This is a genomic window from Pseudomonas atacamensis (assembly GCF_017167965.1).
Classification (GTDB): Bacteria; Pseudomonadota; Gammaproteobacteria; order Pseudomonadales; family Pseudomonadaceae; genus Aquipseudomonas; species Aquipseudomonas atacamensis.
This window is the reverse complement of the sequence record NZ_CP070503.1, coordinates 1206688-1230504: the sequence shown is the minus strand read 5'-3', so window position 1 is coordinate 1230504 and position 23817 is coordinate 1206688. Positions and strand designations below refer to the sequence as shown.

The following is a 23817-nucleotide window of genomic DNA, read 5'->3' as shown; positions in this document are numbered from 1 at the left end:
GCAGGGTCATGCGCGTTCTGATTATCGAAGACGAAGAAAAAACCGCGGATTATCTGCACCGTGGCCTGACCGAACAGGGCTACACCGTCGACCTTGCCCGCGACGGTGTCGAAGGCCTGCATCTGGCGCTGGAATGCGACTACGCCGTGATCGTCCTCGACGTCATGCTGCCGGGGCTCGATGGCTTCGGCGTACTGCGCGCATTACGTGCGCGCAAGCAGACCCCGGTGATCATGCTCACCGCCCGCGAGCGCGTCGAAGACCGCATCAAGGGCCTGCGCGACGGCGCCGACGATTACCTCGGCAAACCGTTTTCCTTTCTCGAACTGGTCGCCCGGCTGCAAGCGCTGACCCGCCGCAGCGGCGGCCATGAGCCGGTGCAAGTGACCATCGCCGACCTGTGGATCGACCTGATCAGCCGCAAAGCCACCCGCGCCGGCACGCGCCTGGATCTGACCGCGAAAGAGTTTTCCCTGCTCAGCGTGCTCGCCCGTCGCCAAGGCGAAATCCTTTCGAAGACCGCAATCGCGGAAATGGTCTGGGACATCAATTTCGACAGTGACGCCAACGTCGTCGAAGTCGCGATCAAACGCCTGCGCGCCAAGCTCGACGGCCCGTTCAACGAAAAACTGCTGCACACCATTCGCGGTATGGGTTATGTGCTGGAGAGCCGTGGTGTCCAGTAACTCGATTGCCTTGCGCCTGAGCGGCATGTTCACGCTGGTGGCGCTGGTGGTGTTTCTGTTGATTGGCGGCGCGCTGTATCAGCAGGTCGACAAAGGTCTGGATTTGTTGCCCGAAGCCGAGCTGGACGCGCGTTACAGCGTGCTCGAATCCACCGTCGGCCGTTACGGCACGCCGGAGCATTGGGTGAAGATCAACAACAAGCTCAAACTGCTCGGTGAGGAAGACAAGCGCATCAGCTTCTGGATCAGCAGCGGTGATCCGCGCTACGAATACGGCAACCTTACGCCGCAGATTCGTGCCGCCATCAATGGCCCGTTGGGCATGCACGATCTGCAACTGCCCGATCAGCCCTACCCGCTGAAAGTGCTGGTCAGTCAGTTCCCCGCCAAGGACCAGCGTCCGCCGTTGCGCTTCATGATCGGCATCGACACCGAGACGCTGCATCAGACCCAGCATCACTTGCTCATCGCCCTGATCAGTCTGGCGATTGTCGGGGTGCTGCTGGCCTCTGCATTGGGCTATTGGGTCGCAAGAATCGGTCTGAAGCCGTTGATCAAACTGTCGCAGGAAGCCCAGCGTCTGGCACCACCGCTGCGCGCCGGACGCTTGCGCCTGTCGCCGCTGCCGCCGGAACTGGAACAGTTTGTCGAGTCGTTCAACTCGACCCTGGAACGGGTCGAACTGGCCTATTCACGGCTGGAATCGTTCAACGCCGACGTCGCCCATGAACTGCGCTCGCCGCTGACCAACCTGATCGGCCAGACCCAGGTCGCACTGACTCGCGGGCGCTCCGCCGAACACTATTTCGAAGTGCTGCAATCGAACCTCGAAGAGCTGGAGCGGCTGCGTTCGATCATCAACGACATGCTGTTTCTGGCCAGCGCCGATCAGGGCAACAAGGCGACCAAACTGACCTCGACGTCACTGGCTGATGAGGTGGCGACGACGCTGGACTATCTGGATTTCATCCTTGAAGACGCGCAGGTTGAAGTGCAGGTCAGCGGCGATGCGCAAGTGCAGATCGAGGTCGCGCATCTGCGCCGGGCGCTGATCAATTTGCTCAGCAACGCGGTGCAGCACACCGAAGCGGGTCAAGTGATCGAAGTGCGCATCGAGGCTGAAGAACATCAGGTGAGCATTGGCGTAGCCAATCCCGGGACGCCGATTGCCAGCGAGCATCTGCCGAGGTTGTTCGAGCGGTTTTATCGGGTTGATGCCTCGCGTAGCAACAGCGGCAATAACCACGGCCTGGGGCTGGCCATCGTCAAGGCGATTGCGCTGATGCATGGCGGGGATGTGTTTGTGCGCAGTGATCGGGGCATGAACACCTTCGGCATCAACCTCCCGGTCTGATTTTTTGTCGAGCGATCGTTCCCACGCTCCGCGTGGGAATGCAGCCCGGGACGCTCTGCGTCCCTTCCAAACCGAACGCGGAGCGTCCGTGGAGACATTCCCACGCGGAGCGTGGGAACGATCAACTCGACGGGATGATCTTTGCTTTTGCTGTAACAGTCATTTATGAAAATCACGCTGTTTCCCAAACCCCGGCAACCTTATCTTTGCCCGCACCAAACAGCACTCGCCAAGCGAGAAGGTTTTCAAGATGTCCAACAGTATGGGTATTGCCAGCGCATTCGTTTTGTCCTCATTGATCCTGTCGCCGATGGCGATGGCTGAAGAATCGCAAGCGTTCGTGGCGCACAATGTCGCTCGCGCGCAGGCATTCCATCAGCATCAGGCCGAAGTGATGGCCAAGGCTCAAGACGCGACGCAATCCCCGCAAGCCGCAACTTCCCAGGCTCAAGCGCTCGAGAAAGACAGCTGAGTCTCACCGCGAAAGGTTTCCCTCGACGCGGTTGTTTGGCTCTTCCCGTTCAACCGTCGTCACTCCAGGCCGCTGCCATTCAGCGGCCTTTTTTCGTTGTGGTCTGAAAGCCGTCTGCTGCGTCTGTAACAACAAGAAACATCAAGCCGCTCAAGAAACAGAGCGGCCCGCTGACCCAAGGAGCCCCACCGCACGTGTTTTACCCTGTCCGCCTCACCCCGCTGTTCATTGCAATTGCCGCAACGATTGCCCCCGCTGTCCACGCCGATGAGCGTGCCCAACAGGGCTTCGTCGCAGGCTCGAGCCTCAACCTCAACGCCCGCAACTACTACATGAATCGCAACCGCTTGCAGAAGGCGGACGACAATATCGAGTGGGGTCAGGGTTTTCTCGGCGTATTCCAGTCTGGCTACACCGAAGGCACGGTCGGCTTCGGCGTCGATGCCCATGCCATGCTCGGCTTGAAACTCGATGGCGGAGGCGGGACCGACGGTTCGAGCATCCTGCCGGTCAGCGATGGCAACGGCAAAGCGCCGGGCTCGTTCTCCACCGCAGGCGGGACTTTGAAGATGCGCGCCTTCGATACCGAGTTGAAGGCCGGTGATCTGTTCCTCTCCAACCCGGTCATCGCCGGCGGCGACACGCGGATGCTGCCGCAGACCTTTCGTGGCATCAGCCTGAGTAACCACAGCTTCGACGGCTGGCTGATCGAAGGTGGCCAGGCCAGTTTCACCAAACCGTATAACCAGAGTGGTCATACCCGCATCGGGACGTCATACGGCACCCTCGCCGACGGCGACGAAAGCCAGCACCTGAACTGGGCCGGTGTGGCCTGGAGCGGCGTTGAGGGCCTGACCAGCAGCCTTTACGCGTCCGAGCTCAAGGACATTTGGAACCAGTACTACTACGACCTCGACTACACCTGGCAACTGAACGATCTGGTCAGCCTCAACCCGGGCGTGCACTTCTATCACACGCAAGACACCGGCGATGCGCTGCTCGGCGATATCGACAACAACACCTGGAGCACGCATCTCACCGTCGGCATCGGCAACCACAGCGTCACTGCCGCCTATCAGCGGGTCAACGGCAATACGCCGTTCGACTACATCAGCCAGGGCGACAGCGTGTACCTGGACAACTCGCAGCAGTATTCGGACTTCAACGGCCCGAACGAACGTTCCTGGAAGCTCAAGTACGCCTACGACTTCACCGGTGCCGGCATGCCCGGCCTGACTTCGGCGCTGTCTTATTCACGCGGCACGGTGGATCTGACCAAAGCCGACCCGGACAGCGCAGGCTACTCCAGCTGGTACAGCGCCGATGGCCGCAACGCCAAGCATTGGGAACGCGACATCGATTTACAGTACGTCGTACAAAGCGGCCACGCCAAGGACCTCGCGGTGCGCCTGCAATGGGCGACCAACCGTGGCGGCAACGGCTACGGCGCGATTGATTCGGATACAGATGAATACCGCGTGATCATCGACTACCCGGTCAACGTCTTCTAAGATCGGCGCTGCGTTTTTCAGATCCTGTGATCTACCCTGTGGGAGCGAGCCTGCTCGCGAAAGCGGTGTGTCATTCAACACAGATGTTGACTGACAATCAGCTTTCGCGAGCAGGCTCGCTCCCACAGGTTCGTCCGGCGTCAGCCCAACTAAGCTTATGAAACCACTTCAACCGGCTCCCCATCATGATCACCAGCCGCACGCCTTCCATCACAGGCCTTACCGGTCGCCCCGAGCGCCTGCTGATCCTCGGCAGCCTGCTGACCGTGATTGCGATGGTGTGCATCGTCACCTTCCTGCTGATCCGCGAGTACGCCAGTGCGCAGGAAGTCGCCACGCGCCGCGCCACGACCATCGCGCAATTGATCGATGCCGATGTGCTGCGCACCGTCGAGCTGTACGACCTGACGCTGCAAGGGCTGATCGCCGCCGCCCAGCGTGACGACCTGCAGAACGTCTCGCCGCAGATCCGTCATCTGGCGCTGTTCGATCGCTCTGCCACCGCGCGCTTCAAGGGCGACATCCTGCTGCTCGACAAGCATGGCGAGGTGATCGCCGACTCCTCGCGCATCGAAGCGAAACCGGGCAATTTCGCCGACCGCGATTATTTTCTCGCCCACGCCTTCAACCGCGACATTGGCATGTTCATCAGCCGACCGTTCAAGACCCGTTGCGATTGTGAAGAAGCCGATCAGTGGCGCATCAGCTTCAGCCGACGCATCTCCTCGCAGACCGGTGAATTCCTCGGCGTGGCGGTGGCGTCGCTGAAACTCGACTATTTCGACGACCTGTTCAAAAGCCTCGACATCGGCACCGACAGTACGTTGAACATCATCAACAGCGATGGCGTGCTGCTTGCGCAGAAGCCGTATCTGCAGAGCGATTCGGTCGGCAAGAGTTTCGGCAACCGGCCCAACGTCGTGCGGATTCTCAACGATCGCGATGGCAGCGGCAGTTTCACCAGCACTTCGAGCATGGATGACCAGCGGCGGCTCTATACCTACTCGCGGGTCGGCAATCTGCCGTTGACCGTGATGGTCGCGCTGTCCAGCGAGGAAGTGTTCGGCACCTGGCGGCGCACGGCGATCCTGATCAGCGGCGCCACCGGCGTGTTGTGCCTGGGGCTGTTGTGGCTAACGTGGCTGCTCGCCCGGGAACTGCGTTTGCGCCATCGCGCCGAACGCGAACTGGCGCAACTGGCTGCCACCGATGACCTGACCGGAGTAGCCAACCGGCGCATGCTCGATCAGACTCTGCGCCACGAATGGTTCCGCGCCCAGCGCTCGGGCCAGCCGCTGTCGGTGATGATGATCGATGCCGACCACTTCAAGGCCTTCAATGATCGCCATGGCCATCAGGCTGGGGATCAGGTCTTGCGTGAACTGGCCAAGGTAATCACCGCGAACGTGCGACGCCCGGCGGATCTGGTCGCGCGGTATGGTGGTGAAGAGTTTTCGGTGATTCTCGCCGAGACCGACAGCGCCGGGGCGCAGCAGATCGCCCAGCAGATTCGCCAGGCTGTGGAAAACTTGCCATGGGTCGAAGGCGCTGAGCGGGCGATGACCGTGAGTATCGGCATTGCTACGTGGACATCGGCGAGCGAGATGACACTGGAGCAATTACTGTTTGCGGCGGACAAGGCGCTGTATCAAGCCAAGGAAGGCGGGCGCAATCGCGTTGTAGTGTCAGTCTGATGTTTCCAGGGTGATGGCGCCGCCGCCTTCGCGAGCAGGCTCGCTCCCACAGTTGGAATGCATTTCAAAGGTGGGAGCGAGCCTGCTCGCGAAGAAGCCTGATCAGGCACTAGAGAAACCACAGGCATAAAAAAAGGCCATCCGAGGATGGCCTTCAAAAAACTAGAGAGGTTTTTTACTTACACCGCCGCAACCGGGCGCATGTAAGAGATTGGTGCGGTGCTGGCGTCTTCGAACGTCACCACTTCCCAAGCGTCTGTCTGCTCAATCAATTTGCGCAGCAGCTGGTTGTTCAGTGCATGACCGGACTTGAAGCCTTTGAACTCACCAATCAGGCTGTTGCCCAGCAGGTACAGGTCGCCAATCGCATCGAGGATCTTGTGTTTGACGAATTCGTCTTCATAACGAAGACCGTCTTCGTTCAACACGCCATCAGCGTCGACCACGATCGCGTTTTCCACGCTGCCGCCGAGTGCGAGGTTGTGCTTGCGCAGGTACTCGATGTCACTCATGAAACCAAAGGTACGGGCGCGGCTGACTTCTTTTACGAACGAAGTGCTGGAAAAATCCACGCTTGCACTCTGGGTGCGGTCCCGGAATACCGGGTGATCGAAATCGATCTCGAAGCTCACCTTGAAACCTTCGAAAGGGACGAAAGTGGCGCGCTTGTCGCCGTCTTCCACTGTCACTTCACGCAGGATGCGGATGAATTTCTTGGCGGCGTCCTGTTCTTCCAGGCCTGCCGATTGAATCAGGAATACGAAGGGTCCAGCGCTGCCATCCATGATCGGGACTTCGGACGCGGAGAGCTCGACGTAGGCGTTATCGATGCCCAGGCCAGCCATGGCCGAGAGCAAGTGCTCTACCGTGTCCACTTTGACGTCGCCATTGATCAGCGTCGTCGACATAGTGGTTTCACCGACGTTTTCCGCGCGGGCAGGAATCTGCACCACAGGGTCGAGGTCAGCGCGACAAAACACAATGCCAGTGTCGACAGGCGCAGGCTTGAGGGTCAGATAGACCTTCTCACCGGAGTGCAGGCCTACACCTGTGGCACGGATAATATTTTTCAGTGTGCGTTGTTTAATCATGGCTTGGGCCGCTTCAGCGCAAATTGCGAACTGGTATCAACAAAGGCTGGCGATGATAGCAGACCATGCCTTTGCTGAACACCAATCACCTTCATAGCCCTGATACATTCCATCAATCGGCCTGACGACGCAGGAATGCCGGAATGTCCAGGTAATCCAGGTCATCCTGCGGATTCATCTTCGCGGCAGCCGCAGCACCGGCCTGAGCCTGGTTGCGCATGACGGTCGGACGGTCCAGATCACGGTAGTTCACCGCTGGCTGCTCCTGACGGGCCGGAGCCGGTTGTTGCACCTGCGCCGAAGCCATCGAGGTGTGCACGGTGTTGTCGATAACCTTCACAGGCTTCTCGATTTTCGCGCCCAGACCGGTGGCAACCACGGTTACGTGCAGCTCGTCGCGCATGTCCGGATCGATAACGGTACCGACCTTGACCATCGCGTGCTCGGAAGCGAAGGCTTCGATGATCGAACCCACGTCGGAGTACTCACCCAGGGACAGGTCAGGACCGGCGGTGATGTTCACCAGAATGCCGCGCGCGCCTTGCAGGTTGACGTCTTCCAGCAACGGGTTGCGGATTGCCGCTTCGGTGGCTTCACGTGCACGGTTCGGACCGCTGGCGCAGCCAGTGCCCATCATCGCCATGCCCATTTCGCTCATCACGGTGCGCACGTCGGCGAAGTCGACGTTGATCATGCCCGGACGCTTGATGATGTCGGAGATACCGCGAACGGCACCGGCCAATACATCGTCAGCCTTGGCGAAAGCCGACAAGAGGCTTGCGTCTTTGCCGAGGATGGTCAGCAGTTTTTCGTTCGGAATGGTGATCAGCGAGTCGACGCTTTCCGAAAGCATGCGGATGCCTTCGTCGGCGATCTGCATACGCTTGCGGCCTTCGAACGGGAACGGACGGGTCACGACCGCAACGGTCAGAATGCCCATTTCCTTGGCCACTTCAGCGATGATCGGCGCTGCACCGGTACCGGTACCGCCGCCCATGCCGGTGGTGATGAACACCATATTGGTGCCAGCCAGCACTTCAGCGATGCGCTCGCGGTCTTCCAGAGCGGCTTGACGGCCGACCTCAGGATTGGCGCCGGCGCCCAGGCCTTTGGTCACGCCGGTGCCCAGTTGCAGGATGGTCCGCGCGCCGATGTTTTTCAGCGCTTGAGCATCGGTGTTGGCGCAGATGAACTCAACGCCTTCGATGTTGCTCTTGACCATGTGATTGACAGCGTTGCCGCCGCCACCGCCGACACCGATAACTTTGATTACCGGGCTTGCGGGGATGTTGTCTACGAGTTCGAACATTTTCCCTCTCCTTACATTCTCTAGTTTTTTCGCCTACTGCTGTTTGTAGCGGTGTATCTACTGCAGTTGCTTGCCGCTTGAAGCTTGTCGCTCCAGGCTGCTTTTAAAAGTTGCCCTGAACCCACTTTTTCAGTCGGTCCAGCAGCGGCGCCTGAGGCTCTTCGCTGCTGTAGCTGTCGCGGCTGCCGATGCCGGAGAACGAAACTCCGTCGGACTGCTTCTGCAGGCCGTACATCAACAAACCAACGCCAGTGGAATAAATCGGGTTGCGCACCACGTCATCCAGACCTTTCACGCCATGCGGCACACCGAGGCGCACCGGCATGTGGAAGATCTCTTCGGCCAGTTCAGTGGCGCCTTCCATTTTCGACGTACCACCGGTGAGCACGATGCCCGCCGGGATCAGGTCTTCGTAGCCGCTGCGACGCAGCTCGGCCTGGATCAGGGTGAACAGTTCGTCGTAACGCGGCTCGACCACTTCGGCCAGGGCCTGACGCGACAGTTCGCGCGGTGGACGGTCGCCAACGCTCGGCACCTTGATGGTTTCGCCGGCACCGGCCAGTTTGGCCAGGGCGCAGGCGTAACGGATCTTGATCTCTTCGGCGTACTGGGTCGGGGTGCGCAACGCCATGGCGATGTCGTTGGTCACCTGATCACCGGCAATCGGGATCACGGCGGTGTGACGGATGGCGCCTTCGGTGAAGATCGCGATGTCGGTGGTGCCGCCGCCGATGTCGACCAGGCACACGCCCAGTTCTTTTTCGTCGTCGGTCAGCACCGAGTAGGCCGAGGCCAGTTGCTCAAGAATGATGTCGTCGATTTCCAGACCGCAGCGACGCACGCATTTTTCAATGTTCTGTGCAGCGTTGACAGCGCAGGTGACCACGTGAACCTTGGCTTCCAGACGCACGCCGGACATGCCCAGCGGCTCGCGCACGCCTTCCTGGTTATCGATCACGTAATCCTGCGGCAGGGTGTGCAGCACGCGCTGGTCAGCCGGGATCGCCACGGCCTGGGCGGCGTCGAGTACACGCTCAAGGTCCGCCGAGCTGACTTCGCGATCACGGATCGCAACGATGCCGTGGGAATTCAGGCTGCGGATGTGATTGCCGGCCACGCCGACGAACGCGGAGTGAATGCGGCAGCCGGCCATCAGTTGGGCTTCTTCGATCGCGCGCTGGATCGACTGCACGGTGGATTCGATGTTGACCACCACGCCCTTCTTCAGACCGCGGGACGGATGCGTGCCGATCCCGACGATTTCCAGCTGGCCGTCGTCCGCGACCTCGCCTACCAGCGCCACCACTTTGGAGGTGCCGATATCCAGACCGACGATCATTTTGCCGCTTTGCACGTTTGCCATGGGTCCTGCCTCTTCTTAATTCTTTGCGACAGCGGGTTGGGCTGTCGTCGGCGCTACGGGTTCCCGCCAGCCAACAGCGAGGCCGTTGGCGTAGCGCAGATCGATGCGCGCAATGTTCGTAATCTGCTCTTTCAGCGTCTTGTCATAGATGGCGATGAAGCGGCGCATCTTTTCCACCAGGTTGCCGCGTCCCAGCAGCAACTCGATGCCGGGGCCGGAACTGCCGGCACCGGTGGTCAGGAACCAGCTGCCGCGTTCACGCAATTCCAGGCGTGCAATCGAAAAACCCAGCGGCCGCAGCATCTGGCTCAGCACCTGATACTGCTGCATCACCTGCTGCTGAGCCCGTTGTGGGCCGAACAGCTGCGGCAGGTGTTCATAATTCGCCAGTTCCTTGGGCGTGAACGCCTGGCCCTGGTTGTTGAGCAACGACTCGTCGCCCCAACGCGCCACCGGCAATTGCTCTTCGAGGCGGATCACGACCTGATCCGGCCACACCCGACGCACTTCGGCGTGGGCGATCCAGGGCATCTGCTCGAGCTCGGTACGCATACCGGCGAGGTCGATGGTGAAGAAGCTCGACGCCACGAACGGCGCGATCCGCTGCTGCACCGCCTGCTGGCTGATGTAGCTGAGGTCGCCCTGCACCGCGATCTTGCTGATCGGCCGGTCGGCGTACGGCAGCAAACGCTGCGCGCCTTCGTACGTACCAAAGCCCAGCGCCACCAGCAGCACCGGCCAGCACAGACTTTTCAGAAAGCTGAAATTGGCTTTCGGCAGGCGCGCGGACATCGGCTCTTTCGCCACCATTCGGCTGGCACCCCGCGGCACCGGCTTGCGGCCGGGTGCGGGTGGCTGATGTCTGAGATGAGCGCCTTGCATGGTCTTAACCTCGCGCCTCTGTTACGCCTGCGTCTTCAACGCTGGCGGCCAGAATGGCCAGAACCAGTTGCTGGAAATCCAGACCGGCAGCCCGCGCCGCCATCGGCACCAGGCTGTGATCGGTCATGCCCGGTGCGGTATTGACTTCAAGGAACCAGAACTGCCCGTCGGCGTCCTGCATCACGTCCGCCCGGCCCCAACCGGCGATACCCAGCGCCTCACAGGCCTTGGCCGTGAGTTCCATGAGTTCCTGTTCCTTGGCCGCGTCGAGCCCGCACGGAATGCGGTACTGGGTATCGTTGGCGATGTACTTGGCGTCGTAGTCGTAGAACGTGTGCGGTGTACCCAGGGCGATAGGAGGCAACACCTGGTCACGCAGGGTGGCGATGGTGAACTCCGGACCTTGAATCCATTGCTCGACCAACACTTGCGAATCGTAGGTACTGGCCGCTTTCCATGCGTCGATCAACTGGGACGCAGAATTCACTTTGGCCATCCCGATACTTGAACCTTCATGCGCCGGTTTGACGATCAAAGGCAGGCCCAGTTCCGTCGCTGCGGAAATACAATCGGCTTCGCTGCACAGTACGGCGTGACGCGGCGTCGGAATCCCGAGGCTGTGCCAGACCTGCTTGGTGCGCAGCTTGTCCATCGCCAGTGCGGAAGCAAGAATGCCGCTGCCGGTGTAAGGGATGCCGGCGCACTCGAGCAGGCCCTGCATGCTGCCGTCTTCACCGCCGCGACCGTGGAGAATGATGAACGCGCGGTCGATCTTTTCGCTGAGCAGACGCTGCAGGAAGTCTTCGCCCACATCGATGCCGAACGCGTCGACGCCAGCGCTTTGCAGCGCCTCGAGCACGGCGTTGCCGGATTTCAGCGAAACCTCACGCTCGGCACTCAGGCCGCCGAAGAGCACGGCGACGCGGCCGAAGTCTTTCGGCGCGATGGTGGAGAACAGCTTGGCGTAGGCAGCAGTCATTTCAACTTCCCCTCGACCGGCGCCGCCACGGCGCCGGCGAACAATTCACTTTTCAACAGCTTCGGCGCTAGACCGCCGATATCACCAGCGCCCTGGCACAGCAGAATGTCGCCGGCGCGCAGCAGCGGCTTGACCAGCGGCGCCAGGTCAACGCCCCGCTCGATGTAGATCGGGTCGAGCTGACCGCGCTGGCGGATGCTGTTGCACAGCTTGCGGCTGTCGGCGCCCGGGATCGGCTCTTCGCCGGCCGGATAGACTTCCATCAGCAGCAGCACGTTGGCGTCGGCCAGTACATTGACGAAGTCGTCGTACAGATCACGGGTGCGGCTGTAGCGATGCGGCTGGTAGACCATCACCAGACGACGCTCCGGCCAGCCACCGCGCACGGCTTTGATCACGGCAGCGACTTCGGTCGGGTGGTGCCCGTAGTCGTCGACCAGCATCACGTTGCCGCCGTCCACCGGCAGTTCGCCGTAGACCTGGAAGCGTCGGCCAACACCCTGGAAGCCTGACAGGCCCTGAACGATGGCTTCATCGCTGACGCCTTCGTCGGTGGCGATGCAGATGGTCGCCAGCGAGTTGAGCACGTTGTGATTGCCGGGCATGTTCACCGACACGTCCAGCGGCTCGCGATCCGGGCGCAGCACGGTAAAGAAGGTCTGCATGCCCTGCTGGCGCACATTGATTGCGCGTACGTCGGCGTCTTCGCTGAAGCCGTAGGTCACGGTCGGACGTTTCACCAGCGGCAGGATTTCGCGCACCACCGGATCGTCCAGGCACATCACCGCCAAACCGTAGAACGGCAGGTTGTGCAGGAACTCGACGAAGGTTTTCTTCAGTTTGTTGAAGTCACCGTCGTAGGTCGCCATGTGGTCGGCGTCGATGTTGGTGACCACGGCCACCAGCGGCTGCAGATGCAGGAAGCTCGCATCGCTTTCGTCGGCTTCGGCGATCAGGTAACGGCTGGTGCCGAGCTGGGCATTGGTGCCCGCCGCATTCAGGCGACCACCAATGACGAATGTCGGGTCCAGACCACCGGCCGCGAACACCGAAGCGATCAGGCTGGTGGTGGTGGTTTTGCCATGGGTACCGGCGACGGCGATACCGTGGCGATAGCGCATCAGCTCGGCGAGCATTTCCGCACGCGGCACTACGGGAATGCGGCGCTCAAGGGCAGTCGCCACTTCCGGGTTGGACGTGTTCACTGCGCTCGACACCACCAGCACGTCGGCGGTAGCGGCGTTCTCGGCACGGTGACCGATGAAGATCTGCGCGCCGAAGGTTTCCAGGCGCTCGGTGACCGGCGAGGCTTTCAGGTCGGAACCGGAGACTTGATAGCCCAGGTTCAACAACACTTCAGCGATACCGCACATGCCCACGCCGCCGATGCCGACGAAGTGGATGCGACGGATGCGGCGCATTTCCGGTTGTGGCATGGCTTTCTGATTCTCAACCATGGGCCACCTCCAGACAGGTATCGACCACGCTACGGGTGGCATCGGGTTTGGCCAGTCGGCGGGCCGCTTGGGCCATTGCTTCGAGTCGTTGCGGTTGCATCAAGACCTCTGTCAGGCGCGCGGCAAGATCCGCGGCACCAGTCGTTCTTTGCGGCATCAGGAAGGCAGCGCCTTCGCGGGCCAAATAATCGGCGTTGCGGGTCTGGTGATCGTCGATCGCGTGGGGCAAAGGCACCAGCATCGAGGGCAGACCGGCGGCCGCCAGCTCACTGATGGTCAACGCGCCAGCGCGGCACACCACCAGGTCAGCCCAGCCATAGGCCTGGGCCATGTCTTTGATGAACGGCTGCACCTGCGCTTCCACACCCACGGCGCGGTAACGCTCGGCAGTCACTTCATCGTGATTTTTGCCGGCCTGATGAAACACTTCCGGGCGCAGGTCGGCAGCGACTTGGGCCAGGGCTTCAGGCAGCAATTTGTTCAACGGTTCTGCGCCCAGGCTGCCGCCAAGGATCAGCAAACGCGCTTTGCGCCCGGCCAGTGCCGGCCGCGATGTATCGAGGAACAGCTCGCTGCGCACCGGATTTCCGGTGGTACGGCGGCTGTCCGACAGAGTAAAGGTGTCGGGGAACGCTTCACACACTCGGGCGGCGAACGGCACCAGCAACCGATTGGCGGTGCCGGCGACAGCGTTCTGCTCGTGAACGATCACCGGCACGCCAGCCAGTTTCGCGGCAAGACCACCAGGGCCGGTCACATATCCGCCAAAGCCAACCACGCACACCGGCTTCAGGCGGCGCATGATCGCCCGCGCCTGCCACACCGATTTCAGCAACATCAGCGGCGCCTTGAGCAGCGACAGCTTGCCCTTGCCGCGCAGACCGCTGGCGTTGATCCGGTGCAGTTCAAGCCCTGCCGCCGGAACCAGTTCGTTTTCGATCCCGCGTGGCGTGCCGAGCCAGTGCACGGTGTAGCCGCGCGCCTGAAACTCGCGGGCACAGGCCAGCGCCGGGAACACGTGGCCGCCGGTACCGCCGGCCATGATCAATACGTTAGCGCCCATGAGTCGGCTCCTCGGCGAAGTCGCTCTCCTGGAATTCCATCTCTTCGCTGCCCAGGTGGGTTCGACTCTCCCACTCGATGCGCAGCAACAGACCCAGACAGGCGCAGCAGATCACCAGCGAGCTGCCGCCGTAACTGAGGAACGGCAAGGTCAGCCCCTTGGTTGGCAGCAGGCCGACGTTCACACCGATGTTGATCAGGAACTGACCAATCCACAGGAACGACAAGCCGTAAGCCACGTAAGCGGCAAAGAACTGCTTGGCCTTCTCCGCCCACAGGCCGATGTACATGCCGCGAATACACACGAACACGAACAGCGCGACGGTGCACAGCGAACCGACCGCACCGAGCTCTTCGGCGAGTACCGAGAACACGAAGTCGGTATGCGCTTCCGGCAGGTAGAACTGCTTCTGCACGCTGTTGCCCAGGCCGACGCCCAGCCACTCGCCGCGACCGAAAGCGATCAAGGCCTGCGACAACTGATAACCGGCGCCGAACTGGTCGGCCCACGGGTCGGCGAAGTTGGTCAGACGCGCCATTCGATAGGGCTGCATCTGGATCAGCAGAACCACCGCGCCAACCGCCAGCACCACCATCAGCGAGAAACGGAACAGCCCGACCCCGCCAAGAAACAGCATCGCTGCCGCCGCGCCCATCATGACTACGGTGGCACCGAAGTCCGGTTCCATCAGCAACAGACCGGCCATCGGCAGCAGGACGATGAACGGCTTGAAGAAGCCCATCCAGCTCTCGCGTACTTCTTTCTGCCGGCGCACCAGATAACCGGCGAGGTAGATCACCACGAACACCTTGGCGATTTCCGACGGCTGCACGTTGAAGAAGCTGAAACCGATCCAGCGCATCGAACCGTTCACTTCGCGACCGATGCCGGGAATGATCACCATCACCAGCAGGCCGAACGCACCGATCAGCATCATCCAGCCGAGGCGCTGCCAGGTGGCGATCGGGATCATCATGGTGACGATGCACGCGCCCAGGCCCAGCACCACATAGATAAGGTGGCGAATCATGTAATACAGCGGACTGCCCGACTGCGCCGCCGCCACTTCGGTGGACGCCGAGGCGATCATGATCAGCCCCAGACCCAGCAGCGCCAGGCAACCGGCGAGCATCGGGAAATCGAGGTCGATGCCACGCCCGGTGATCAGCGGCGACGGGTACGGCTTGATGATGTTTCTCAGGTTCATGCCAGTTCCTCCACAGCCCGGACGAACTGGTGACCACGGTCTTCGTAATTCTTGAACATGTCGAAACTGGCGCAGGCCGGCGACAGCAGCACCACGTCACCCGGTTGGGCAGCGGCGCGGCATTGCGCGACGGCGTCGACCAGCGAGCTCGCGCGAATCAGCGGTACGGCATCGCCAATGGCTGCGCCGATCTTGTCGGAGTCGCGGCCCATCAGCACCACAGCGCGGCAGTTGGCCGCCACCGGATCACGCAGATCGTTGAATTCGGCGCCTTTGCCGTCACCGCCGGCGATCAGAATGACCTTGCCGTCAATGTCTGCGCCCAAACCTTCGATGGCGGCCAGAGCGGCGCCAACGTTGGTGGCTTTGGAATCGTTGTAATAGGCCACGCCGTCGAGATCGCGCACCCATTGGCAGCGATGCTCGAGGCCGGCAAACGTACGCAGTGCAGAGAGCATGGCGTCGAACGGCAGGCCCACCGCGTGACCCAGTGCCAATGCGGCGAGAGCGTTGGACTGGTTGTGCGCGCCGCGAATCTTCAGTTCACGCACCGGCATCAGGTTCTGGAATTCGAAGGCGAGGTACTTCTCGCCGTCTTCTTCGCGAATGCCGAACGCCTTGAAATCCGGTTTGCTCAGGCCAAAGGTCCAGCATGGCTGGCCTTCGCCGATCAATGGACGGCTCAGGGCGTCCTGACGGTTGATCACAAACTGCTTCGCGCCCCGGAAGATCCGGTGCTTGGCCAGGTGATAGGCCGGCAGACCGCTGTAGCGATCCATGTGGTCTTCGCTGATGTTCAGTACGGTGGCGACTTCGGCGTTGAGCTGGTCGGTGGTTTCCAGCTGGAAACTCGACAACTCCATTACGTACAACTCGACATCATCGCTGAGCAGATCCAGCGCCGGCGTGCCGAGGTTGCCGCCAACGGCGACGCGCTTGCCGGCCGCAGCCGCCATCTCGCCGACCAGAGTAGTGACGGTGCTTTTCGCGTTGGAGCCGGTAATGGCCACGATCGGCGCCCGCGCATTACGCGCGAACAGTTCGATGTCGCCGGACATTTTCACGCCACGGGCAGCGGCGGCTTGCAGGGCCGGGGTCGCCAGCGCCAGGCCGGGGCTCACGTAGAGCTCGTCGGCACGGCAGAGGAATTCGACGTCCAGCTCGCCACAACGCACTTCCACGTGCGGATAGTCACGCTTGAGCGTGGCCAGTTCCGGTGGATTTTCCCGCGTGTCGGCCACAGCAAACGACGTGCCCCGGTTCGCCAGGAAGCGAACCAGGGACATGCCGCTCTTGCCGAGGCCGACAACGATGCGGAAGTGGTCAGAAGCGATCAGAGACACTCGTTCTACCTCAGCTTCAGGGTGGCAAGGCCGACCAGTACGAGAATCACGGTGATGATCCAGAAACGGACGATCACGCGCGGCTCGGGCCAGCCCTTGAGTTCAAAGTGGTGGTGTATCGGCGCCATGCGGAACACGCGGCGACCGGTCAGCTTAAAGGAGGCAACCTGAATGACCACTGACAGGGTTTCCATCACGAACACGCCGCCCATGATGAACAGGACGATTTCCTGACGGACGATCACCGCGATGGTGCCCAGTGCCGCGCCGAGTGCCAGGGCACCGACGTCGCCCATGAACACTTGCGCCGGATAAGTGTTGAACCAGAGGAAACCGAGACCGGCACCGATCAGCGCACCGCAGAACACGATCAATTCGCCTGCGCCGGGCACGTAAGGGATCAGCAGGTACTCGGCGAATTTCACGTTACCCGACAGGTAACAGAAAATCCCCAGGCCGCCGCCGACCATCACGGTTGGCATGATCGCCAGGCCGTCGAGGCCGTCAGTCAGGTTGACCGCGTTGCTCGAACCGACAATCACGAAGTAGGTCAGCACGATGAAACCGGCGCCCAGCGGAATGCTGTAGTCCTTGAGCATCGGCAGGATCAGCGTGGTTTCCACCGGCGTCGCGGCAGTCATATAAAGGAAGATCGCTGCGCCGAGGCCGAACACCGACTGCCAGAAATACTTCCAGCGGCTCGGCAAGCCACGGGAGTTCTTCTCGATGACTTTGCGGTAATCGTCGACCCAGCCGATGGCGCCGAACAGCAGGGTCACCAGCAGCACTACCCAGACGTAGCGGTTGCTCAGGTCAGCCCAGAGCAGAGTGCTGACGCCGATCGAAGACAGAATCAGCGCGCCACCCATGGTCGGCGTGCCGGATTTGGACAGGTGCGATTGCGGGCCGTCGTTACGTACCGATTGGCCAATCTGACGGTTCTGCAGAGTACGGATCATCCACGGGCCATAGCACAGCGACAAGACCAGCGCGGTCAGCACACCGAGAATCCCGCGCAGGGTCAGGTACTGGAAGACCGCGAAGCCTTTGTAGAACTGTTGCAGATACTCCGCTAGCAGCAGCAGCATTAATGTTTCTCCAGACTGGACCCGCACAGAGCCGCAACGATGTTTTCCATCGCTGCGCTGCGCGAACCCTTGATCAAAATGGTGGTGTTTGTGTCCTGCTCGGCGGCGAGGGCCTGGATCAGCTCGGCCTGGGTGCCGAAGTGCTGCGCCTGCTCACCGAAAGCGTTTACGGCGTGGACCATGTTCGGCCCGACCGCGTAAAGCGCGGAAACCTTGCCTCGGGCGTACTCGCCCACGTCGCGGTGCCCCTGCTCCGCCCAGTCGCCCAACTCGCCGATATCGCCGAGCACCAGGACGGTGCGGCCGGAAAAGCCGGCGAGTATATCAACGGCCGCGCACATCGAGGTGGGGTTTGCGTTGTAGGTGTCATCGATCACGCGCATGCCGTTTTTCGCCAGTTGCGCGACGGTGCGCCCCTTGACCGGTTGCACCGCGCCGAGGCCGGTGGCGATGCCGAACAGCGAAACACCCAAGGCGTGGGCAGCAGCGGCGGCAGCCAGGGCATTGGCGACGTTATGAGTACCGAGCAGGTTCAGTTGCACGCGCTCGCTACCTTCTGGCGTGTGCAGGTTGAACGCCGGGCAACCACGGGCATCAGTGGCCAGATCGCTGGCGTGGAAATTCGCCTCGCTGTTGCTGAGAGCGAAGGTCAGCACCTGACGACCGGCAGCGCGGGTCTTCCAGATAGCGAAAGCCTTGTCATCGAGGTTGAGCACGGCGATGCCATCGGCGGCCAGGCCTTCGATGATTTCACCTTTGGCTTCGACGATTTTTTCCGGACCGCCGAACTCACCGACGTGAGCGGTGCCGGCGTTGTTCAGGATCGCCACATGCGGCTTGGTCAGGCCGACGGTGTAGGCGATTTCACCGAGACGCGAAGCGCCCAGTTCGATCACGGCGGAGGTGTGTTCCGGCGCCAGTTCGATCAGGGTCAGCGGGACGCCGAGGTCGTTGTTCAGGTTGCCACGGGTCGCCAGCACCGGACCGCGGGTGCGCAGGATGCTCGCGAGCATTTCCTTGACCGTGGTCTTGCCACTGGAACCGGTCACCGCCGCTACTGGCTGGGTGAACGCAGCACGGTTCAACGCGCCGAGTTGGCCGAGGGCCTGACGGGTGTCCTTGACCAGCAATTGCGGCAACGCGCTGTCGGCGACTTCGCGCTCGACCAGTGCCGCCACGGCGCCTTTGCCGGCAACGTCGTTTAGATAATCATGACCGTCGAAACGCGGACCGGTCAGGGCGATGAACAGCTGGCCGGGCTGGATCGCACGGCTGTCGATGCTCACGCCGTCGAAACTCGCGTCGGCGCCGATCAAACGGGCCTCGAGCGCGTTGGTCAATTCGCTGAGTGTCAGGGCCTTAAGCATGGGCCACCTCCCACGCGGTCAGGGCGTGATCAGCCTCGACCAGATCGGAAAACGCATGGCGCACGCCGTTGATTTCCTGATAGTCCTCGTGACCTTTGCCGGCGAGCACAATCACGTCATCAGCGGTTGCGCCAGCAATCAATTGCGCAATGGCCTGGCCGCGACCGGCGACGAAGGTGACTTTATCCACAGCGGTAAAACCGGCACGGATGTCGTCGAAAATCACCGCAGGATCTTCGGTGCGCGGGTTGTCATCGGTGACCAGCACCTGGTCGGCCAGACGTTCGACCACTTCGGCCATCAACGGACGTTTGCCACGATCGCGATCCCCGCCGCAGCCGAACAGGCACAGCAGTTGGCCTTTGACGTGCGGTCGCAGCGCAGTGAGAACCTTTTCCAGCGCATCGGGCGTGTGGGCGTAATCGACCACCACCAACGGCTGCGTGCCACCACCCAGACGCTGCATGCGACCGGCCGGGCCTTCGAGCTTCGGCAGCACTTTGAGAATTTCGTCGAGGGCGTAATCAAGACCGAGCAAGGCACCGACTGCCGCCAGAACGTTGCTCAGGTTGAAACGGCCGAGCAGCATACTGCGCAGATGGTGTTCGCCCTGCGGCGTGACCAGTGTGGCGCGCACGCCGTGGTCGTCGAATTGCGCTTCGCGGCAGAACAGGTACGCGCTGCTGTCGAGCAGGCTGTAGGTGATCAAACGCGACTCACGTTTTTCCGCCGCCAGTTGCCGGCCGAAATCGTCGTCGAGGTTGACCACGCGGCACTTCAGGTCATTCCAGGCGAACAGCTTGGCCTTGGCCTCGGCGTACGCCTGCATGGTGCCGTGATAATCCAGATGGTCACGTGACAGATTGGTCATCACCGCCACGTCGAACGCCAGCGCGGTGACCCGACCCTGATCCAGACCGTGGGACGATACTTCCATGGCCACGGCTTTGGCACCGGCCTTTTTCAGGTCACCCAGTGTCGCTTGCACCGCAATCGGATTCGGCGTGGTGTGCAGGCCGCTTTCCAGCGCGCCATAGAAACCGGAACCGAGGGTGCCGACGATGCCGCAATGCTGGCCGAGCAGATCCAGCGCCTGCGCGACCAGTTGGGTCACGCTGGTCTTGCCATTGGTGCCAGTGACACCGATCAGGTTCAGGTGATGACTCGGCTCACCGTAAAAACGCCCGGCGATGTCCGACAGCTGCGCCGCCAGCCCCTTGACCGGGATCAGCGGTACGTCAGTGATCGGCAGCACAGTGGCGCCTTCGACTTCATAAGCCACGGCAGCGGCGCCGCGCTGCAAGGCATCGGCGATGTGCGCACGGCCATCGAAGCGGCCGCCGGGCACAGCGAGAAACAGATCGCCGGCGCGCACGTTGCGGCTGTCCAGCGCCAGTTCACGGATCAACAGATCGTGGCCGGCGTGGGGAAATATCTTGTTCAGACTTAATGACATCAGCCGCGCCCTCCATTGGCTTTCAGCGGAACGACCGGGGTGGCATTGGCCTGTTGGGTGGTCGGCAGGTTGTCCGGGGTCACGTTCATCAGGCGCAGCGTGCCGGACATCACACGGCTGAACACCGGCGCCGACACCAGACCACCGAAGTAACCGGCCTTGGTCGGTTCATCGATCACCACCACGATGGCGTAACGCGGATCACTCATCGGACCGAAGCCGGCGAACAGCGAGCGGTAGGAATTTTCTGCGTAGCCCTTGGTGCCGACCGAGGTCTTGCGCGCGGTACCCGACTTGCCGCCGACGTGATAAGCCGGCACCTGCGCACGGAACACGCCGCGCGGCGCTTCGATCACTTGCTGCAACATGCCCTGCATGGTTTTCGCCACGGCTTCCGGCAGCACTTGGGTGGTCTGCGGCATCTTGTCGGTTTTGATCAGGGTCAGTGGCGCGAGGCGGCCGTTGTTGGCCAGTGCCGAGAACGCATGCACCAACTGGATCGCGGTCACGGAAATGCCGTAGCCGTAAGACAAGGTTGCAGTTTCAGCCTTGCGCCATTCGCGGTAGTTGGGCAGATTGCCGACACGTTCGCCGGGGAAGCCCAGGCCGGTGTCCTGACCGAGGCCGACTTTCTGTGCGAGACGGAAAATCGTTTCGCCGCCGATATCGAAGGCGACTTTACTCATGCCGACGTTACTCGAATTGATCAGGATGCCGGTCAGATCGAGCACCGGCCCTTCGGTCTTCGACACGTCTTTGATGGTGTATTTGCCGATTTGCAACGAGCCCGGATACACCTCGACGGTGTCGCTCGGTTTCCAGCGGCCGGTTTCAATCGCCGCGCTCATGGAAATGGCTTTCATGGTCGAACCCGGTTCGAACACGTCGATCATGGCGCGGTTGCGCATCATCGCCGGTTGCAGGTTGCGACGGTTGTTCGGGTTGTAGGTCGGCTGGTTGACCATGGCCAGGATCTCGCCGGTCTTCACGTCCATGATCACCAGACTGCCGGCCTTGGCGCCGTTCTCGATGATCGCGTTGCGCAGTTCGCGGTTGGCCAGGTATTGCAGACGCAGATCAATCGACAACGCCAAGGGCTTGCCGGCCTTGGCGTTTTTGGTGACCTGAACATCCTTGATCAGCCGGCCACGGCGATCCTTGATGACTTGTCGTTTGCCCGGCACCCCGGCCAGCCATTCGTCATAGGCCAGCTCGACGCCTTCGCGACCGTGATCGTCGATGTCGGTAAAGCCGACCATGTGCGCGGTGACTTCACCGGCCGGGTAGAAGCGGCGGAATTCTTCGATGCCATAGACGCCCGGCACTTTCAGATCGAGCACAGCCTGGCCCTGCTCGGGGGTCAGCCCGCGCACCAGATAAATGAATTCTTTGTTGGCCTGGGCTTCGAGGCGTTCGCTCAGGGCTTTCGGGTTCTGGCCCAACGCTGCGGCGAGTGCCGGCCACTTCTCTTTGGCCGACTGCATTTCCTTGGCGTTGGCCCACAGCGTGGTCACCGGCGTACTGACCGCCAGAGGCTCGCCGTTACGGTCGGTGATCAGGCCACGGTGCGCCGGAATCGGAATGTGCCGCAGGCTGCGCGCGTCGCCCTGGCCTTTGAGGAAGTCACGGTCGACCACTTGCAGGTCGATGATCCGCCAGCAGATCGCCGCGACCATCAGACCGAGCAGCGCCACCATCAGGCGGAAGCGCCATGGGAACAGTGCGCCTTCGAGTTTCATCATGGCGCCACCATCTTCACGTCAGCCGCGCCAGGGATGTGCATTTTCAGTTGTTCAGTGGCCAGCACTTCGATGCGACTGTGCGCGGTCCAGGTGCTCTGCTCGAGAATCAGCCGCCCCCACTCGGCCTGCGCCTTGTCGCGCACGCTGAGTTCGTTATAAAGGGTGTTGAGCAACTGCCGGTTCCAGTGCGCGCTGTACGACACGGCAATGGCCGAAAACAGCACGCCGATAAACAGCAGCAGCATCAGAAAGCTGCCGCCGGGCAGTGGTTTGGCGAAAAGCTTGCTCACCGCAACTTCTCCGCGACACGCATGACGGCGCTACGGGAACGTGGGTTGGCTTTGAGTTCGGCGTCGGAGGCCGTCTGCGCTTTGCCGTGGATTTTGATTTTCGGTTCGAAGGCGACGTGGCGAACCGGCAGGTTGCGCGGCAGGTTGTCGGCCTCGCCTTTCACCAGCTTGCGCATGAACAGTTTGACGATGCGGTCTTCCAGCGAGTGGAAGCTGATGACCACCAGACGGCCGCCAACTTCCAGCGCTTCCAGCGCGGCGTCGAGGCCGGCTTCCAGATCGCCGAGTTCGTTATTGACGTGAATGCGCAAACCCTGGAATGCGCGGGTGGCCGGGTTCTTGCCCTTTTCCCACGCCGGGTTGGCGACTTTCAGCACTTCGGCCAGATCGGCGGTGCGCTCGAACGGCTTGATGTCACGGCGCTCGGCAACGGCACGGGCCATACGCCCGGAGAAACGTTCTTCGCCGTATTCCTTGAACACCCGGGCGATTTCTTCCACCGGCGCGGTGTTGACGAATTCGGCAGCGCTGATGCCACGGGACGGGTCCATGCGCATGTCCAGCGGCCCGTCATTGAGGAAACTGAAGCCGCGCTCGGCGTCATCGAGCTGCGGCGACGACACGCCGAGGTCGAGCAGAATGCCGCTGACCTTGCCGGTCAGGCCTTGCTCGGCAACCACCGAACCGAGCTCGGCAAAGCTACGCTGCACAACGACAAAGCGGCCGTCTTCGGCCGCTAGCGTTTGCCCGGTGGCAATCGCTTGAGGATCCTTGTCGAATCCGATGAGTCGACCGTCCGGCCCGAGCTGGCTGAGGATCAACCGACTGTGCCCGCCGCGCCCGAACGTGCCATCCAGATAGCAGCCATCAGGACGTACGGCGAGAGCCTCGACGGCTTCGTCAAGCAGTACGGTGATGTGGTTAAAGCCGCTATCAATAGTCACAGGATCAAATCACGCAGTTCATCAGGCATCGCGCCCGGTTGTTGAATAGCAGCAAGGTCAGCGGCAGATACCGCGTTCCATGCATCCTCGTCCCACAATTGGAACTTGTTCAGTTGGCCGACCAGCATCGCGCGCTTATCGAGCTTGGCGTATTCGCGCAAACGCGGCGGAACCAGGAAACGACCACTGCCATCGAGTTCGAGGTCGACGGCATTACCAATCAATAAACGTTGCAGGCGACGGTTCTCTTCGCGAAGCGAAGGGAGTGCGCGCAACTTGGTTTCAATAATTTCCCACTCATCGAGCGGATAGACACACAGGCATGGATCAACGGCATCAATGGTCACGATCAATTGGCCGGAACTGCGCGAATCGAGCTCGTCACGGTACCGGCTCGGCATGGCGAGACGGCCCTTTGCATCGAGACTGATAGCGTTAGCTCCGCGAAACACGTCAGCGTTTCTCCAATTTTTATCGTTTTGAGCTCAAAAAACCCACTTCATGCCACTTTCCGCCACT

21 protein-coding genes are annotated in these 23817 nt (G+C 61.4%); 5 read left to right on the top strand and 16 right to left on the bottom strand.

Annotated features, from left to right (window positions below; translation table 11 throughout):
- Positions 1-8 precede the first annotated feature (8 nt).
- From JWU58_RS05730 to JWU58_RS05710, 5 genes are all read left to right on the top strand, one after another.
- The gene (locus tag JWU58_RS05730) at positions 9-686 is read left to right on the top strand and encodes a heavy metal response regulator transcription factor (RefSeq protein WP_016773287.1); all 678 of its coding nucleotides are present in this window, start codon (positions 9-11) and stop codon (positions 684-686) included.
- Positions 676-2040 carry a heavy metal sensor histidine kinase gene (locus tag JWU58_RS05725; protein ID WP_206421593.1) on the top strand — a complete coding sequence of 455 codons (1365 nt, stop codon included), beginning with the start codon at positions 676-678 and terminating at the stop codon, positions 2038-2040. The genes JWU58_RS05730 and JWU58_RS05725 overlap by 11 nt, the downstream gene beginning before the upstream one ends.
- A 250-nt stretch (positions 2041-2290) precedes the next feature.
- The gene (locus tag JWU58_RS05720; RefSeq protein ID WP_206421592.1) at positions 2291-2512 is read left to right on the top strand and encodes a hypothetical protein; all 222 of its coding nucleotides are present in this window, start codon (positions 2291-2293) and stop codon (positions 2510-2512) included.
- Between the two features lie 194 nt (positions 2513-2706).
- On the top strand, positions 2707-4023 hold the full coding sequence (locus JWU58_RS05715) for an OprD family porin (RefSeq protein WP_206421591.1): 1317 nt from the start codon (positions 2707-2709) through the stop codon (positions 4021-4023).
- Positions 4024-4208: 185 nt separating this feature from the next.
- Positions 4209-5717 carry a sensor domain-containing diguanylate cyclase gene (locus tag JWU58_RS05710; protein ID WP_016773284.1) on the top strand — a complete coding sequence of 503 codons (1509 nt, stop codon included), beginning with the start codon at positions 4209-4211 and terminating at the stop codon, positions 5715-5717.
- Between the two features lie 179 nt (positions 5718-5896).
- Here the strand turns inward: JWU58_RS05710 and lpxC are convergent, their stop codons facing one another.
- The 16 genes from lpxC to mraZ form a co-directional block, all read right to left on the bottom strand.
- Positions 5897-6808 (bottom strand): UDP-3-O-acyl-N-acetylglucosamine deacetylase, encoded by a 912-nt coding sequence (gene lpxC, locus JWU58_RS05705; protein ID WP_007916984.1) that lies wholly within the window; start codon positions 6806-6808, stop codon positions 5897-5899.
- A gap of 112 nt (positions 6809-6920) precedes the next feature.
- Positions 6921-8117 carry a cell division protein FtsZ gene (gene ftsZ / locus JWU58_RS05700; protein ID WP_016773283.1) on the bottom strand — a complete coding sequence of 399 codons (1197 nt, stop codon included), beginning with the start codon at positions 8115-8117 and terminating at the stop codon, positions 6921-6923.
- Positions 8118-8220: 103 nt separating this feature from the next.
- Complete coding sequence (ftsA, locus tag JWU58_RS05695) at positions 8221-9480, bottom strand: cell division protein FtsA (RefSeq protein WP_016773282.1); 1260 nt, start codon at positions 9478-9480, stop codon at positions 8221-8223.
- 15 nt (positions 9481-9495) lie between these two features.
- Entirely contained in the window at positions 9496-10362 is an 867-nt protein-coding gene (locus tag JWU58_RS05690) for a cell division protein FtsQ/DivIB (protein WP_206421590.1), read from the bottom strand.
- Positions 10363-10366: 4 nt separating this feature from the next.
- Positions 10367-11341, bottom strand: coding sequence for a D-alanine--D-alanine ligase (locus JWU58_RS05685; RefSeq protein ID WP_206421589.1), 975 nt, complete (start codon positions 11339-11341; stop codon positions 10367-10369).
- Positions 11338-12798, bottom strand: a complete 1461-nt coding sequence (gene murC, locus JWU58_RS05680; RefSeq protein WP_024014243.1) for a UDP-N-acetylmuramate--L-alanine ligase — start codon at positions 12796-12798, stop codon at positions 11338-11340. Before murC ends, JWU58_RS05685 begins: the two co-directional genes overlap by 4 nt.
- Complete coding sequence (gene murG, locus JWU58_RS05675) at positions 12791-13861, bottom strand: undecaprenyldiphospho-muramoylpentapeptide beta-N-acetylglucosaminyltransferase (protein ID WP_016773277.1); 1071 nt, start codon at positions 13859-13861, stop codon at positions 12791-12793. Before murG ends, murC begins: the two co-directional genes overlap by 8 nt.
- Positions 13851-15068 carry a putative lipid II flippase FtsW gene (gene ftsW / locus JWU58_RS05670; RefSeq protein ID WP_016773276.1) on the bottom strand — a complete coding sequence of 406 codons (1218 nt, stop codon included), beginning with the start codon at positions 15066-15068 and terminating at the stop codon, positions 13851-13853. The genes murG and ftsW overlap by 11 nt, the downstream gene beginning before the upstream one ends.
- Positions 15065-16411 carry a UDP-N-acetylmuramoyl-L-alanine--D-glutamate ligase gene (murD, locus tag JWU58_RS05665; protein ID WP_206421588.1) on the bottom strand — a complete coding sequence of 449 codons (1347 nt, stop codon included), beginning with the start codon at positions 16409-16411 and terminating at the stop codon, positions 15065-15067. The genes ftsW and murD overlap by 4 nt, the downstream gene beginning before the upstream one ends.
- Before the next feature lie 5 nt (positions 16412-16416).
- Positions 16417-17499, bottom strand: coding sequence for a phospho-N-acetylmuramoyl-pentapeptide-transferase (gene mraY, locus JWU58_RS05660; RefSeq protein ID WP_016773275.1), 1083 nt, complete (start codon positions 17497-17499; stop codon positions 16417-16419).
- Complete coding sequence (locus tag JWU58_RS05655; RefSeq protein WP_110603062.1) at positions 17499-18866, bottom strand: UDP-N-acetylmuramoyl-tripeptide--D-alanyl-D-alanine ligase; 1368 nt, start codon at positions 18864-18866, stop codon at positions 17499-17501. Before JWU58_RS05655 ends, mraY begins: the two co-directional genes overlap by 1 nt.
- Positions 18859-20322, bottom strand: a complete 1464-nt coding sequence (locus JWU58_RS05650; protein ID WP_206421587.1) for a UDP-N-acetylmuramoyl-L-alanyl-D-glutamate--2,6-diaminopimelate ligase — start codon at positions 20320-20322, stop codon at positions 18859-18861. Before JWU58_RS05650 ends, JWU58_RS05655 begins: the two co-directional genes overlap by 8 nt.
- A complete protein-coding gene (locus JWU58_RS05645; protein ID WP_174823877.1) occupies positions 20322-22061 on the bottom strand; it encodes a peptidoglycan D,D-transpeptidase FtsI family protein in 1740 nt (579 codons plus the stop codon). Before JWU58_RS05645 ends, JWU58_RS05650 begins: the two co-directional genes overlap by 1 nt.
- Positions 22061-22354 carry a cell division protein FtsL gene (ftsL, locus tag JWU58_RS05640; RefSeq protein WP_016773269.1) on the bottom strand — a complete coding sequence of 98 codons (294 nt, stop codon included), beginning with the start codon at positions 22352-22354 and terminating at the stop codon, positions 22061-22063. Before ftsL ends, JWU58_RS05645 begins: the two co-directional genes overlap by 1 nt.
- Positions 22351-23298: a 16S rRNA (cytosine(1402)-N(4))-methyltransferase RsmH gene (gene rsmH, locus JWU58_RS05635; protein ID WP_024014247.1), complete on the bottom strand. Its 948-nt coding sequence runs from the start codon at positions 23296-23298 to the stop codon at positions 22351-22353. Before rsmH ends, ftsL begins: the two co-directional genes overlap by 4 nt.
- Complete coding sequence (gene mraZ, locus JWU58_RS05630) at positions 23295-23750, bottom strand: division/cell wall cluster transcriptional repressor MraZ (RefSeq protein ID WP_007917012.1); 456 nt, start codon at positions 23748-23750, stop codon at positions 23295-23297. Before mraZ ends, rsmH begins: the two co-directional genes overlap by 4 nt.
- Positions 23751-23817 lie beyond the last annotated feature (67 nt).